Below are 13436 nucleotides of genomic sequence, written 5' to 3' on the forward strand. Positions count from 1 at the left end.
TCTAGCGCATCTCACGCTCGGTGACCGAAAGACTGGATCGGAAACTGTCGCGCGCGAACATGCGATCCATGTAGTCCTGCAGCGGCTTGGCGGCCCGGGGCAATTCGATGCCCAGGCGCGGCAGTCGCCACAGGAGGGGGAGCAGGCAACAGTCCACCAGGGAAAAGTCGTCGCTCAGGAAAAAGGGTTTTTCCGCGAAGATCGGCGCCACGCCGGTCAGGCTCTCGCGCAATTCCTTGCGCGCGGCTGCGAGGTCGGCGCCCGGCGCCGCCTGCAGGATGGCGTCCACCAGGGTGCACCAGTCGCGCCCGATGCGGTGCATCAGCAGCCGCGACTGACCGCGGGTGACCGGATAGGCCGGCAACAGCGGCGGGTGCGGATAGCGCTCCTCGAGATACTCCATGAGCACCTCGGTGCCATAGAGCACCAGGTCGCGATCCATCAGCGTCGGCACGGTGCCATAGGGATTGTGCTCGGCCAGCTGCCGCGGGCATTCGCCACGGCGTACGGCGATCAGCTCGCACTCGACGTTCTTTTCCGCCAGGATCAGGCGGATCCGGTGGCTGTAGTGATCCTCGGGATCATGGAAACAGGTCAGGCGGGTTATGGCGCCCATGGGTCCCTCCCCCGTTGGGGGCGAAGCTGCAAAGGCGGGATTATCTCGCACCTTGCCGCCCGAGACCTAGGCTTTGTCTAAAAACTGCCTGCACATCGGTGATGCTGCGTTAAAAATCAGCTCGGAATGCTCATTTACCCTTTGCAAACTCGAGCGCGAGCCCGGTCCGCTTCCTCGCTGATTTTTGCCCTGCCTCACCTTCGCTCGGCGACTTTTCAGACAAGCCTCCGTCTCATCGCTCACTGTCGGGCAATCGCCGCCAGAATTCGCGCTTAAGCCAGAAGGCCAGGACGGCGAACAGCAGCAGATAGCCCAGCACCCAGGGCGCGAGGCGCCAGGCCAGACTACGTTCCGGCGCCGCCGAATAGCCAAGGTAGGCAACCAGATCCTCGACGGTGCGGGCGAATTGTTCGGGCGTCTGGGCGCCACTGTCCGGCTCCAGACGCAGCACGCAACGTCCCGCGCTGCAGTCGCGCACCTGGCGGCCGCGCAAGGCGGCCAGAACATCGGGCATGCGGGTGCCGGGCGCCCTGAGGTTGTCGACCCCGAGTGGCCGCCCGGGCGCCACGTAGAACTCCTGCAGGAAGGCGCGCAGCCAGGCCTCGCCGCGCACCGCGGCGATCAGGGTGAGATCCGGCGGCACGCTGCCGAAGGCACGCCGGGCATCCTCGGGCTTGAGCAGGCCGAGCATGGGCGCGCTGGCGGTGCGTCCGGGCGCCCAGCTGGCGAGGTCCAGGTGGAGATCGGCGGCGACCCGGTCGAAGCGCTGGTATTCCTGGCCATGACAGGCCAGGCAATAGCGGCCGAAGCTGATGGCCCCAGCCCGGGGATCACCGTCGGCACCGATGGCCAGACCGCTGCACAGCAGAAGCAGGCCCAGCAGCAGCCCGCGACTCATGACCGGGACTCCACTGGCGCACGCGGACGACCCAGCCGGCTGTACCAGGGCATGCCCAGCAGGCCGATGAAATAGACACCCGCGGCCAGGCGCGCCAGCCACAGGCGCCCATCGGTCAGCGCGACCACGCCCAGTATTCCCAGGGCGACAAAGGCCAGGCAGACCAGGTACAGCCCCAGCCGCCCCGGCCAGGCCTTGTGGCGGATCGAGCGGGCCGCACTGCGATCCAGCCAGGGCAGCACGAACAGCAGGGCGATGGCCAGAGCCGCCAGGCCGAGGCCGCCGGCCTTGCTCGGCACCGCCCGCAGCAGCGCATAGAAGGGCGCCAGGTACCAGGGCGGGGCGATGTGCGCGGGGGTCACCAGCGGATCGGCCGGCTGCTGGTTGGCCGGCTCCAGCACCAGCCCGCCCAGGTCCGGCGCCAGCAGTACCACGGCGAGAAACACCAGCAGGAAGACTGCCAGACCACAGAGGTCCTTGAGCGTCAGATAGGGATGGAAAGGCACCCCGGCTGCACCTCGGACATCGCGCTCGTCACCCTCGGGGTTGTTCGAGCCGGTCTGGCGCAGGGCGACGACGTGCAGGCTCACCAGCGCAAGGATCAGCAGCGGCAGCCCGACCACATGCAGGGCCTGGAAGCGCCTCAGGGTGGCGTCGGACAGCACCACCCCGCCGCGCAGCAGATCGGCCAGGCTCGGGCCTACCAGGGGCAGCGCCTCGACCGCGCTCAGAGACACCTGGGCGCCCCAGTAGGAGAGTTGCCCCCAGGGCAGCAGATAGCCAAAGAAGGCCTGGGCCAGCAGGAGCAGGTAGAGCAGCACGCCAAAGCTCCAGACCAGCTCGCGCGGCGCCCGATAGGAGCCATAGAGCAGGCCGCGCAGCATGTGCAGGTAGAGGCAGACGAACAGCGCCGAGGCGCCCACCGCGTGCAGGTAGCGGATCAGCCAGCCGAAGGGCACCTCGCGCATGAACAGCTGGACCGAGGCGAAGGCGCCCTTCACCGTCGGCTCATAGCCGAACAGCAGCCAGAGTCCGGTCAGCACCTGCAGCGCCAGGATGAAGAGCAGCAGCGAGCCGAACAGGTAGAAGACGTTGAGATTGCGCGGCACCCGGTAGTCACTGAAGTGCCGGCGCCAGAAGGCGCCCAGGGGCAGCCGTCGCTCCAGCCAGCCGGGCTCGTCGTTGCTCATGTCGCGCCCTCCCCGTCGCTGCCGATCACCAGCAGATTGTCGCCGCGAAAATGATGGGGCGGCACGGCCAGATTCAGCGGTGCCGGCTGGTCGCGATAGACCCGCCCGGCGAGATCGAAGTGGGAGCCATGGCAGGGACAGAGATAGCCCCCGTCCCGGTCCGCCGCGCCTGGTGCCAGGGAGGGAATGCAGCCCAGATGGGTGCAGATCGCGGTGACGACGAAGATGTCCGGCCGCCGCGATCTCAGGCGCGGATCGACATAGGGTGGCTGGCTGGATTCCCGGGAATCCGGGTCGGCCAGCCCTGCCTCGTCGGCCAGCAGGCGGGCCTGGTCCGCCGCGCTGCGGCGCAGGACGCAGACCGGCTGGCCGCGCCATTGCACCGTGAGTTGCTCGCCTTCGCGCAAGGCCTGGAGATCCACCTCGACCGGCGCCGCCGCCACCTCCGCCGACCGACTGGGCCGCAGGGCGCAGACGAAGGGCACGCTGCCCGCCACCAGGCCCAGACCGCCGACGGCGGAGGTGGTGGCGATCAGCAGGCGACGGCGTTGGGCATCGGGGGCGTCAGCGGTCACGTCAGGCTTCCCGGCTCCATCTCCAGCGTCACGCCGAAGCGCTCGCGCACCGAGGCGCGGATGCGCTCGGCCAGGGCCAGGACGTCGCGACTGCGGGCGCCACCGAAGTTGACCAGCACCAGCGCCTGGGCGGCATGCACCCCCACGGCGCCGTCGCGATGGCCGCGCCAGCCGGCCTGATCGATCAGCCAGCCAGCGGCCAGCTTGACGCTGCCATCGGCCTGCGGATAGGTCGGCAGGCTCGGATAGCGCTCATGCAGAGCTGCGGCCTCGCCAGCGGTCACCACTGGATTCTTGAAGAAGCTGCCGGCATTGCCCAGCACCGCCGGGTCGGGCAGCTTGCTCTGGCGAATGCTGCAGATGGCCGCGCTGACGGCTTCGGGCGTTGGCTGCGTGACGCCCGCCGCGGTGAGCGCCTGGCGTACCGGACCATAGTCCAGCACCAGCTGCGGCTTGCGACTGAGCCGGAAGCGTACCCGCAGCACGATCCAGCGCCCGGCCTCGGCCTTGAAGCGACTCTCGCGATAGGCGAAGGCGCAATCGGCCGGGCCGAGGTCATGGAGCTCGCCGCTGTGGCGATCGAGTGCCGTGACCCCGGCGCATCTGTCCTTCAATTCGACGCCATAGGCGCCGATGTTCTGGATCGGTGAGGCGCCCACGGTGCCTGGGATCAGGCTGAGATTTTCCAGCCCGTACCAGCCATTGGCCAGGGTGGCCATGACGAAGGGATGCCAGGGCTCGCCGGCTTCGGCTTCCACCAGCAGGGCATCGCCCTCCTCCGCCAGCAGACGGATGCCGCGGGACGTCAACCGCAGCACCAGACCCTCGACCCGTTCGGGCAGGACCAGGTTGCTGCCACCGCCCAGCACCCGCAGGGGCACGTCCAGTTGCCGGGCCAACGCCAGGGCCGCGCGGGCCTCGGCGTCGCTGGCGGCTTCCAGATAGCGATCGGCTTGCGCCACCAGGCCGAAGGTGTTGAGGCCTTGCAGGGGGACCTGCTGTTGCAGCTCAGCGACCATGACGGGCAGCCACCTCGGCGACCAGGCCATCGCAGGCGCTTTCCAGCAGGTCGAGGACCCGCTCGAAGCCGGCTGCACCGCCGTAATAGGGATCCGGCACCTCGTCCACCGCCAGGCCCTGGCGCGCCAGGAAGAGTTCGGGCACGGCGCCCTCATCCGGGCGCAGCTGTTCCAGCCAGGCGAGGTTGTCCTGGTCCATGGCCAGGATCAGGTCGAAACGCTGGAAATCATCCTCGGCGACCTGACGCGCGCGCAGGTCACCGATGGCATAGCCGCGACCCGCCGCGGCCTGGATGGCACGGGGATCCGGGGCCTTGCCGACATGCCAGTCGCCGGTGCCGGCCGAATCCAGCTCCACCACCTCGGTCAGGCCGGCGGCGTCCAGCTTGGCCCTGAGGATGCCTTCGGCGGTGGGCGAACGGCAGATGTTGCCCATGCAGACGAACAGGATGCGCAGGGTCATCTAGGCTCCCAGCAGGCGTCTGACGCGCTCGAGATCTTCTCGGGTATCCACGCCGGCCTGGGGCGCTTCCAGGGCATCGGCGACATGGATACGCACGCCGTGCCAGAGGGCGCGCAATTGCTCCAGGGCTTCGGTCTCTTCCAGGGCGCAGGGACCCCAGCTGACGAAGTCGGCGAGGAAGCCGGCGCGATAGGCGTAGATGCCGATGTGGCGGCGATAGGGAAAGCCCTGGGGCAGCTGCGCGCGATCGCCGGCGAAGGCATTGCGCGCCCAGGGCAGCGGCGCCCGGCTGAAGGTCAGCGCCAGGCCGTTCAGGTCGGTGCTCACCTTGACCACATTGGGATTGAACAGGCTGTCGACGTCCGCGATCGGCTCGGCCAGGGTGGCCACGCCGGCTTCGGGATGGGCAGCGAGATTATTGGCCACCTGGTCGATCACCGCCGGTGGTATCAGCGGCTCGTCGCCCTGGACGTTGACCACCAGGGCGTCAGCGGCCAGGCCGAGCAGCTCGGCCACCTCGGCCAGGCGATCGGTGCCCGAAGCATGATCGGCACGGGTCAGCAGGACACGCGCGCCAAAGCCTTCGCAGGCACGCAGGATGTCGTCGTGGTCGGTCGCCACCACCACCTGCTCGGCGCCACTGCGCCGGGCCTGCTCCCAGACGTGCTGGATCATCGGCTTGCCGGCGATGTCGAGCAGCGGCTTGTTGGGCAGTCGGGTGCTGGCGAGCCGCGCCGGGATGACGACGGTGAACGCGGTGCTCATTTGTCCAGACGCTCATCCGTGGTGATGATGCGCGCCTCGCTTTCCAGCATCACCGGGATGCCGTCGCGAATCGGGAAGGCCAGGCCGGCGGCCTTGCTGATGAGCTCGGTCTTGTCGTCGCTCAAGATCAGCGGGCTCTTGGTCAGGGGGCAGGCGAGGATGTCCAGCAGCTTGAGATCCATGGGCGAAGATTCCGTCAGTGAGAGTGTTCGGGCAGGAGCCGGTCGAGACGCCCATCCAGCCAGGCGACGAAAGCGGCCGAGGGCTGGGCGTCCACCGCCAGGTACCACCAGTCGGCGGCGGCGAAGGACCGGCACTTGACCGCGTCCTTCTCGGTCATCACCAGCGGCAGCGCCGGGGTGAAGGCCAGCTCTGCCGCGCTGTAGGTGGCGTGATCGGCGAAGGCATGGGGCAACGGCTGCCAGTGTAGTCCTTCGAGGGTGGCGAAGAAACGGCCGGGGTTGCCGATGCCGGCCAGGGCGTGCAGGCGCTGCCCCGGGGGAAAGAAATCCAGCGATCGCGTCTCGCCGCTGCGCAGATTGACCAGGGCGCTGGGCTGCAGGGTCAGGCCGTAGCCGTCGGCAGGATCGACAGTGGCGCCGTTGTGGATCACGGCGTCCACCTCGGCCAGCCGCTCCAGGGGTTCGCGCAGCGGCCCGGCAGGCAGGCAGCGGCCATTGCCGAAGCCGCGCGCCGCATCGACCATCACCAGTTCCAGGTCGCGGGCCAGGCGATAGTGCTGCAGGCCGTCGTCGCTGAGAATGACATCGAGCCGCTCCTCGGCGAGCAGGCGTTCGACGGCGCGCCCACGATCGGGATCCGTGACCAGGACCACCCCGGTGCGCTGCACGATCAGCAGCGGCTCGTCGCCGGCGACGGCGGCGGTGTCGGTGGCCCGCACCCGCCAGGGTAGACTCGGCGGCGTGGCGCCATAGCCCCGGCTGACCACCCCGACCCTCAGCCCACGCGCGCGCAGGTGGCCGATCAGCCAGAGGATCATGGGCGTCTTGCCGGTACCGCCGACAGTGAGATTGCCCACCACGATGACCGGCACCGGCGCGCGATGGATGCTGCCCTGCCCCGCCAGGAAACGCTGGCGCTTGCGCCGAGCGATCTGGCGATAGAGGGCTTCGAGCGGCGTCAGCAGGCCCAGGGCCGGATGCCCCTGGTACCAGGCGCGAACCAGGCGCTCGCCCAGGCTCACGGACGCTTCGCCTGGGCCTCGAGGGTGGTGATGCGCAACTGGCTGAAACCCAGCTTGCCGGCAGCGTCCATGGCCATGACCACCGACTGGTGGGTCGCGCGGCCATCGGCGGTGATCACCAGCGGCAGGCTGTTGTCGCCGCCGGATTCACGCTGCAGCGCGGTGGTCAGGCCGGTCAGGTCGTTGCGCGCCAGGGTCTGGCCGTTGAGCGCCATCTGGCCTTCGGCGGTGATGCTGATTTCCAGGGTCTTGGCCTGGTTGGCGGCCGCCGCGGCGCTGTCGGCCTCGGGCAGTTCGATCTTCAGCTGGCTGGGCTTGCTGAAGGTCGCGGTCACCACGAAGAACAGCAGCAGGACGAAGATGACGTCGATGAAGGAGGCCAGGTTGATATAGACCTCTTCGCGGGCGGCGCCCCCGGCGCGGCGACGGAATTTCACGCCGGAGCCCCTTCGCGGACGTCCACCTCGCGATCGCCGTGGAGGATGTCCACCAGCTTGACCGCTTCCTGCTCCATTCCGACCACCAGCTCATCGACCCGGCGCAGCAGGTAGCGATGGAAGAACACCGCGGGAATCGCCACCAGCAGGCCGGTGGCGGTGGTGACCAGCGCCTTGGAGATGCCGCCGGCGAGGATGGGCGCATTGGCCATGCCGTCGTTCATGAAGGCGCTGAAGATGTCGATCATGCCGAACACCGTGCCGAGCAGGCCCATCAGGGGTGCCAGGGCGGCGATGCTGCCGAGGGTGTTGAGATAGCGTTCGAGGTCGTGCACCACGCGGCTGCCGGCTTCCTCGATGGCTTCCTTCATGATGTCGCGGCCATGACGGGAGTTGGTCAGGCCCGCGGCGAGGATGTCGCCCAGGGGCGATCCGGCGCGCAATTCGCGCAGCCGCTCGGCATTGAGCTGCTTGTCCTGGATCCAGCGCCAGACCTGGGCGAGCAGCGTCGGCGGTGCCACCCGGCTGCGTCTCAGGGTCCACAGCCGCTCGGCGATGATGGCCGTGGCCAGGATGGAACTGAGGATGATCGGCAGCATCATCCAGCCGCCAGCTTTGACCATTTCGAACACGAGAGCGTTACCCCTGCCGCAAAATGCGGCCACTCTAGCACGAACGCCTCAGGGTGTCGGCGGGCCTATCCGCCACCAATGCCGCACCTGGCGCTGCCCGTGCGGTACCTCCCAGCGACCCAGGGTCCAGCTCAGGGCGCCCAGCGCGGCGGTGTCGTAGGGCAGCACGCCGCGCTCGCGATAGCGCGCCAGCACCTGGGGATGGGGATGGCCATAGCGATTGTTCAGCCCCCGGGAGATCAGTACGCCGCGCGGCTGGACGGCGTCGATGAAGGCGGCGCTGGAACCGCTGCGACTGCCATGGTGCGGAGCTACCAGCCACTCGGCTGCCAGCGGCACCCCGCTGGCCACCAGCTCGGCTTCACGGCGGGCATCGATGTCGCCGGTCAGCAGCAGGCGCTCGCCCCTCGCGGCGACGCTGAGCACGCAGGAGGAGGCGTTGGAATCCGCCGCGGGGTGCCACCAGGTGGTGAAGACGACCTCGTTCCAGCGCCACTCGGCCCCATCCGTGCAATCCCGCGCGTGCAATTCCGGCTGGAGCCGACCCGCCTCGCCGCTGAGTACCTGTCCTGGCGGCAGTCCTCTGGCCACGGCCGGCGCACCGCCGGCGTGGTCGGCATCGGCATGACTGAGCAGCATGACGTCCAGGGTGTCGATGCCAAGGGCCTGCAGGTTGGGCAGGACGACCCGGGCGCCGCTGTCATAGCTGCCCTGGCGCGGCCCGGCGTCGTAGAGCAGCGCATGGTCGCGGGTGCGCACCAGCACCGCCAGGCCCTGCCCCACGTCCAGCACGGTGATCCGCGCCAGCCCCGCCGCGGGTACCGGCGACGGGGGAAACAGCCCCGGCAGCATCAGCAGCACGCCGAAGCCTCGTAGCGGCACACCCGCGGGCAGTAGCGCCAGCAGCGCCCCCAGCCCCGCCAGCCACAGCGCCCAGGCGGGCGCGAGGACCGGCTGCCAGGCTGCAGCCAGGTGCGCCAAGCCGCTCAGCAGCCAGAGCAGCCCCTGCAGCAGGCCACCCGCCAGCAGCAAGGCCGGCGTCCCCAGCGGCGACCAGAGCAGGGACAGCAGGGTCCCCGCCAGCGCCAGGGGCACGATGGCCAGGTCCATCAGCGGCACGGCCAGGGCATTGGCCAGCGGGCCGCTCGGACTCAGGGGCAGGCCCAGCGCCAGGAGCAGCGGCGCCAGGCCCACGGCCATGCACCACTGAGCGCGCCCGAGGGTGAGCCACCAGGGCAGTCGGCCCAGGCGGCCGGCAAAGCTCCACAGCAGCAACAGCACGGCGCCAAAGGACAGCCAGAATCCGGGCAGCAGACTGACCAGCGGATTGGCGGCCAGCACCAGTGCCAGGGCCAGCAGGACCGCGTCCGCCAGCCGCACCTGCTGGCGCCCGAGTTGCCAGAGCAGGCCCAGGGTGACCATGACGCAGGCCCGCTGCACCGGCACCTCGAAGCCGGCCAGCAGTCCGTAGCCCAGTGCGGTGGCGATCGTCAGCACCGCCGCGGACAGACGCCAGGGCAGTTGACGCGGCCAGAGGCCACGGCGTGCCAGAAGGACCACCCCGGCATAAACGCCTAGGGCGATCAGGCCGATGTGCTGCCCGGAGATCACCATCAGGTGCACGGTGCCGGTGTCCTGGAACAGCTGCCACTGGGCAGTGGTGATACCCGAGCCGTCGCCCACCACCAGGGCGGCGAGCAGCCCACCCTGCCCCGCCGGATCCCGCGTCTGCAGGTATTGCCGGATGCCGTCGCGCCAGGTCGCCAGGCCACTGGCGGCGGCCAGGCGCTGGCCATCCTTGACGCTGCCGGTGGCGCCTATGCCCTGGGCCAGCAGCCAGGCTTCGCGATCCTGCCCGAGGGGGTTGACCAGACCCGCGGGGCCGCGCAGCTCCGCGGCCAGGCGCCAGCGTTCGCCGGCCAGTGGGCGCGGCCCGCCGTGCCAGCTCAGGCGGATCCGCGCCGGCAGCTTCAGCGCGCGGCGGCTGGTTGCCCCGGCGAGCACGAAACCCACCGAGTCGGCCTCCACCGTGGGCAGGCCGCTGATCTCGCCGTCGATCCACAGCACCCGCTGCTCCAGCGTCGGATCCAGGCGATCGTCCAGCGCCCAGTGACCATTGAGCAGCGCCCAGGCCAGGCCCAGCCCGAAGGCACCGAGCGCCAGGAAGCGGGTGAACAGGAGCACCAGGGCCACCGCCGCGAGGGCCGCCAGCAGGGATAGCGACGGCAGTGTGGCGAAGGCGCGCAGGAGCAGCACGCCCAGGGCGAAGGACAGCAGGGCGGCGCGCATCAGGACTCCATCCTTGGAGAGCCAAAAGAGCTTCGGAAGCGCGGATTAGAGCAGCTTGGACGCCGTAGGGCCAGGGGCGTAGCGCCGCCTGGCCCGGCAGGAGATCAGTCGTAGCGCAGGGCTTCGGCCGGTGAGGTGCGCGAGGCGCGCCAGGCGGGATAGAGGGTCGCCAGGAAACTCATGCTCAGGGCGGCCACGGCGATCAGCACCACGTCTTCCAGCTCCAGCCGCGACGGCAGGTTGCTGATGAAGTACATGTCACCACCAAACAGCTTGTGGCCGACCAGACGCTCCAGGGCGGCGATCCAGCTGCTGACGTTGAGTGCCGCGATGACGCCCAGCACGCCGCCGATCAGGGTACCGACCAGGCCGATCACCGTGCCCTGCACCATGAACACCGCCATGATCTGCCCGGGCGTGGCGCCCAGGGTGCGCAGGATGGCGATATCGGCCTTCTTGTCGGCCACCACCATGATGAGGGTGGCGATGATGTTGAAGGCGGCCACGGCGACGATCAGCAGGAGCAGCAGGCCGATCATGGTCTTTTCCATCTGCATGGCCTGGAACAGACTGCCCTGGGAGATCGTCCAGTCACGCGCCTGGTAGCCGTCGCCGAGGGCCTTGGCCACGTCGCGGGAGATGCGCGGCGCCTGGAACAGATCGTCCAGCGCCAGGCGGATGCTTTCCACCTGGCCCGGCTGCCAGCCCTTGAGCGGGGCGGCATCGGCGACGTTGATCAGGGCCAGGGAGGCATCCAGCTCGGCGCCGACCTTGAAGGTACCGACCACGGTGAAGCGCCGCAGCCGCGGGGTGATGCTGCCGGCGGCGCCGACCTCGGGGATGATCACCGTGACCTGGCTGCCCAGCTCCAGCTGGAAGCGTCGCGCGGCGATCTCGCCCAGCACGATGCCGAATTCACCGGGCTTGAGGGCGTCGAGACTGCCCTGGGTCATGCGTTCGCCGACGATGGACACGCGCTTTTCCTGGGCCGGATCGATGCCGTCCACCAGCAGCGGCTGCATGCGACCCCGTACCGAAAGCATGCCCTGCAACTGGGTATAGGGCACCGCCGCCAGCACATGGGGCTGCTGCTCGGCCTTGGCCGCCAGCGGGCGCCAGTCGTCCAGCGGCTGGGCACCACTGATGAAGGCATGGGGCACCATGCCGAGGATGCGGCCGCGCATTTCTTCCTGGAAGCCGTTCATCACCGACAGCACCAGGATCATGGCCAGCACGCCCAGCGCCAGGCCGAACATGGAAACCAGCGAGAAGAAGGAGATGAACGACTTGCGCCGCTTGGCGCGGGTGTATCTCAGGCCGATGAACAGCGAAAGCGGTCTGAACATGGCGACCTCAGACCTGCCGGGCCGGCGTGGCGTCGACCAGATGGCCTTCGTCCAGGCGCAGCATCCGATCCATCTGGCCAGCCAGCACCTGATCGTGGGTCACCACCAGGAAGGCGGTGCGCAGCGAGGTGGACAGTTCCAGCATCAGGTCCTGGATGCCATGGGCGGTGTGCTGATCGAGGTTGCCGGTGGGTTCGTCGAGCAGTACCAGCTTGGGCTGGTTGACCAGCGCCCGGGCGATGGCCACGCGCTGGCGCTCGCCACCGGACAGCTCGGCCGGCTTGTGGCCCAGGCGATGACCGAGACCGACCCGCTCCAGCAACTTGGCGGCGCGCTCGCGGGCTTCGCCGATGGAGGCCTTGCCGATCAGCAGCGGCATGCAGACGTTTTCCAGGGCGCTGAATTCGGGCAGCAGGTGGTGGAACTGGTAGACGAAGCCCATGGCGCGATTGCGCAAGAGGCCACGGGCCTTCTCGTTCAGCGCCGACAGCTCTTCGCCATCGAGCCAGACACTACCGCTGCTGGGGGTGTCGAGGCCGCCGAGCAGATTCAGCAGGGTGGTCTTGCCCGACCCCGAACTGCCGACGATGGACACCCGCTCGCCCGGTTGCAGGGTCAGCTGGACATTGCTCAGCACCTCGACGGTCTGGGGGCCTTCCTCGTAGCGCTTGCCCAGGTCCTGGCAACGCAAAACGGCTCGATCATTCATAACGCAGGGCCTCGGCGGGTTGGGTACGGGCGGCGCTCCAGGAGGGATAGAGCGTGGCCAGGAAGCTCAGGGCGAAGGACGCGCCGCAGACCAGCAGGACGTCGTGCAGCTGCAGCTGCGCCGGCAGGTAGTCGATGAAATACACCTCGGCGTTGAGGAACTGGTGCCCGGTGATCCGTTGCACCCAGGCCAGGGCGGCACTGACGTTGAGCGCGGCGAGCACGCCCAGCAGGCAGCCGATGGCGGTGCCGATGACGCCGATGAAGGTCCCCTGGACCATGAACACCGCCATGATCTGCCGGGGCGTGGCGCCCAGGGTGCGCAGGATGGCGATGTCGGATTTCTTGTCGGTCACCACCATCACCAGGGTGGAGACGATGTTGAAGGCGGCCACGGCGACGATCAGCAGCAGCAGCAGGCCGATCATGGTCTTTTCCATGCCGATGGCCTGATAGAGATTGCCGTGGGTACGGGTCCAGTCGCGGGCGTACCAGTCCTTGCCCGGCAGCTGGCGAGCGATGTTCCAGGACACGTCCGGCGCCTGGAACAGGTCGTGCAGCTTGAGGCGTACGCCCTGCACCGCGTTCGCCGGCCAGCGCTGCAGCCGCGCGGCGTCTTCGATGTCGATCAGGCCCACCGAGCCGTCCAGCTCGCCGGCGCCGACGCTGAAGATGCCCACCACGGTGAATCTCTTCATGCGCGGAAACATGCCGGCGGGGGTCACGGCCACTTCCGGGGCGATGTAGGTGAGCTTGTCGCCAACCTTCACGCCCAGTTTCTCGGCGGCCAGGGAACCGATGATGATGCCGAATTCACCCGGCTTGAGGTCGTCGAGCCGGCCCTCGCGCATGAAGCTGGGGATGATCGAGACCTTGGGTTCCTCGGCCGGATCGATGGCGTTGAGCAACACCGTCTGCACCGCCTTGTCGTGGGCCAGCATGCCCTGCAACTGGGTGAAGGGCGCCACCGCGGCCACCTGGCTGTTCTGCAGCGCCAGCTCGCGCACGCTGCGCCAGTCAGGCACCGGCTGGTAGGACTCCACCGTGGCATGGGGAATCATGCCGAGGACGCGATCGCGCATCTCGCGATCGAAGCCGTTCATGACCGACAGCACCACGATCATGACGACCACGCCGAGGGCCAGGCCGATCATGGAGGTGAGCGAGATGAAGGAGACGAAATGGTTGCGGCGCTTGGCGCGGACGTAACGCAGGCCAAGGTAGATCGGCAGGGGTCTGAACATAGGCTCGCTTGCACGGCGGAAAGACGTAGGCGCCCTGCGGGTTGGACGGC

General features: G+C 68.8%; 15 protein-coding genes. All 15 read right to left on the minus strand.

Translation table 11 applies throughout. The annotated features are described in order from the left end of the window. Position 1 precedes the first annotated feature (1 nt). The 15 genes from QE444_RS20260 to QE444_RS20330 all read right to left on the minus strand — a co-directional run bounded on the left by QE444_RS20260 (position 2) and on the right by QE444_RS20330 (position 13386). Positions 2-616: a glutathione S-transferase N-terminal domain-containing protein gene (locus QE444_RS20260; protein WP_158892870.1), complete on the minus strand. Its 615-nt coding sequence runs from the start codon at positions 614-616 to the stop codon at positions 2-4. 232 nt (positions 617-848) lie between these two features. Further along, positions 849-1514 carry a cytochrome c1 gene (locus QE444_RS20265; RefSeq protein WP_187980099.1) on the minus strand — a complete coding sequence of 222 codons (666 nt, stop codon included), beginning with the start codon at positions 1512-1514 and terminating at the stop codon, positions 849-851. Next, positions 1511-2704, minus strand: coding sequence for a cytochrome bc complex cytochrome b subunit (locus tag QE444_RS20270; RefSeq protein ID WP_309741332.1), 1194 nt, complete (start codon positions 2702-2704; stop codon positions 1511-1513). Before QE444_RS20270 ends, QE444_RS20265 begins: the two co-directional genes overlap by 4 nt. Next, positions 2701-3279, minus strand: a complete 579-nt coding sequence (gene petA / locus QE444_RS20275) for a ubiquinol-cytochrome c reductase iron-sulfur subunit (protein WP_187980101.1) — start codon at positions 3277-3279, stop codon at positions 2701-2703. Before petA ends, QE444_RS20270 begins: the two co-directional genes overlap by 4 nt. Continuing rightward, positions 3276-4298 carry a UDP-N-acetylmuramate dehydrogenase gene (murB, locus tag QE444_RS20280; RefSeq protein WP_309741337.1) on the minus strand — a complete coding sequence of 341 codons (1023 nt, stop codon included), beginning with the start codon at positions 4296-4298 and terminating at the stop codon, positions 3276-3278. Before murB ends, petA begins: the two co-directional genes overlap by 4 nt. Further along, a complete protein-coding gene (locus QE444_RS20285; protein WP_187981249.1) occupies positions 4288-4755 on the minus strand; it encodes a low molecular weight protein-tyrosine-phosphatase in 468 nt (155 codons plus the stop codon). The genes murB and QE444_RS20285 overlap by 11 nt, the downstream gene beginning before the upstream one ends. A gap of 6 nt (positions 4756-4761) precedes the next feature. Further along, entirely contained in the window at positions 4762-5526 is a 765-nt protein-coding gene (gene kdsB / locus QE444_RS20290; protein ID WP_309741340.1) for a 3-deoxy-manno-octulosonate cytidylyltransferase, read from the minus strand. Next, positions 5523-5708 carry a Trm112 family protein gene (locus QE444_RS20295; RefSeq protein ID WP_007162406.1) on the minus strand — a complete coding sequence of 62 codons (186 nt, stop codon included), beginning with the start codon at positions 5706-5708 and terminating at the stop codon, positions 5523-5525. Before QE444_RS20295 ends, kdsB begins: the two co-directional genes overlap by 4 nt. 14 nt (positions 5709-5722) lie before the next feature. Beyond that, positions 5723-6730 (minus strand): tetraacyldisaccharide 4'-kinase, encoded by a 1008-nt coding sequence (gene lpxK / locus QE444_RS20300; protein WP_309741350.1) that lies wholly within the window; start codon positions 6728-6730, stop codon positions 5723-5725. After that, positions 6727-7167 carry a biopolymer transporter ExbD gene (locus tag QE444_RS20305; RefSeq protein WP_133862784.1) on the minus strand — a complete coding sequence of 147 codons (441 nt, stop codon included), beginning with the start codon at positions 7165-7167 and terminating at the stop codon, positions 6727-6729. The genes lpxK and QE444_RS20305 overlap by 4 nt, the downstream gene beginning before the upstream one ends. Next, the gene (locus QE444_RS20310; protein ID WP_059315847.1) at positions 7164-7799 is read right to left on the minus strand and encodes a MotA/TolQ/ExbB proton channel family protein; all 636 of its coding nucleotides are present in this window, start codon (positions 7797-7799) and stop codon (positions 7164-7166) included. Before QE444_RS20310 ends, QE444_RS20305 begins: the two co-directional genes overlap by 4 nt. Positions 7800-7847: 48 nt before the next feature. After that, a complete protein-coding gene (locus tag QE444_RS20315) occupies positions 7848-10088 on the minus strand; it encodes a DNA internalization-related competence protein ComEC/Rec2 (protein ID WP_187980106.1) in 2241 nt (746 codons plus the stop codon). A 104-nt stretch (positions 10089-10192) separates the two neighbouring features. After that, on the minus strand, positions 10193-11434 hold the full coding sequence (locus tag QE444_RS20320; protein ID WP_309741359.1) for a lipoprotein-releasing ABC transporter permease subunit: 1242 nt from the start codon (positions 11432-11434) through the stop codon (positions 10193-10195). Between the two features lie 7 nt (positions 11435-11441). Further along, complete coding sequence (gene lolD / locus QE444_RS20325; RefSeq protein WP_026083696.1) at positions 11442-12143, minus strand: lipoprotein-releasing ABC transporter ATP-binding protein LolD; 702 nt, start codon at positions 12141-12143, stop codon at positions 11442-11444. Then, on the minus strand, positions 12136-13386 hold the full coding sequence (locus QE444_RS20330) for a lipoprotein-releasing ABC transporter permease subunit (protein ID WP_133862787.1): 1251 nt from the start codon (positions 13384-13386) through the stop codon (positions 12136-12138). Before QE444_RS20330 ends, lolD begins: the two co-directional genes overlap by 8 nt. Between the last annotated feature and the right edge of the window lie 50 nt (positions 13387-13436).

It is taken from the genome of Pseudomonas sp. SORGH_AS_0199 (genome assembly GCF_031453735.1).
Taxonomy (GTDB): Bacteria; Pseudomonadota; Gammaproteobacteria; order Pseudomonadales; family Pseudomonadaceae; genus Chryseomonas; species Chryseomonas aestiva.

Bases quoted from the DNA above. Each gene is read 5' to 3' on its own strand.
- QE444_RS20260 (WP_158892870.1), bottom strand. From the start codon at position 616: ATGGGCGCCATAACCCGCCTGACCTGTTTCCATGATCCCGAGGATCAC.
- QE444_RS20265 (WP_187980099.1), bottom strand. From the start codon at position 1,514: ATGAGTCGCGGGCTGCTGCTGGGCCTGCTTCTGCTGTGCAGCGGTCTG.
- QE444_RS20270 (WP_309741332.1), bottom strand. From the start codon at position 2,704: ATGAGCAACGACGAGCCCGGCTGGCTGGAGCGACGGCTGCCCCTGGGC.
- murB (WP_309741337.1), bottom strand. From the start codon at position 4,298: ATGGTCGCTGAGCTGCAACAGCAGGTCCCCCTGCAAGGCCTCAACACC.
- kdsB (WP_309741340.1), bottom strand. From the start codon at position 5,526: ATGAGCACCGCGTTCACCGTCGTCATCCCGGCGCGGCTCGCCAGCACC.
- QE444_RS20295 (WP_007162406.1), bottom strand. From the start codon at position 5,708: ATGGATCTCAAGCTGCTGGACATCCTCGCCTGCCCCCTGACCAAGAGC.
- QE444_RS20315 (WP_187980106.1), bottom strand. From the start codon at position 10,088: ATGCGCGCCGCCCTGCTGTCCTTCGCCCTGGGCGTGCTGCTCCTGCGC.
- QE444_RS20320 (WP_309741359.1), bottom strand. From the start codon at position 11,434: ATGTTCAGACCGCTTTCGCTGTTCATCGGCCTGAGATACACCCGCGCC.
- lolD (WP_026083696.1), bottom strand. From the start codon at position 12,143: ATGAATGATCGAGCCGTTTTGCGTTGCCAGGACCTGGGCAAGCGCTAC.
- QE444_RS20330 (WP_133862787.1), bottom strand. From the start codon at position 13,386: ATGTTCAGACCCCTGCCGATCTACCTTGGCCTGCGTTACGTCCGCGCC.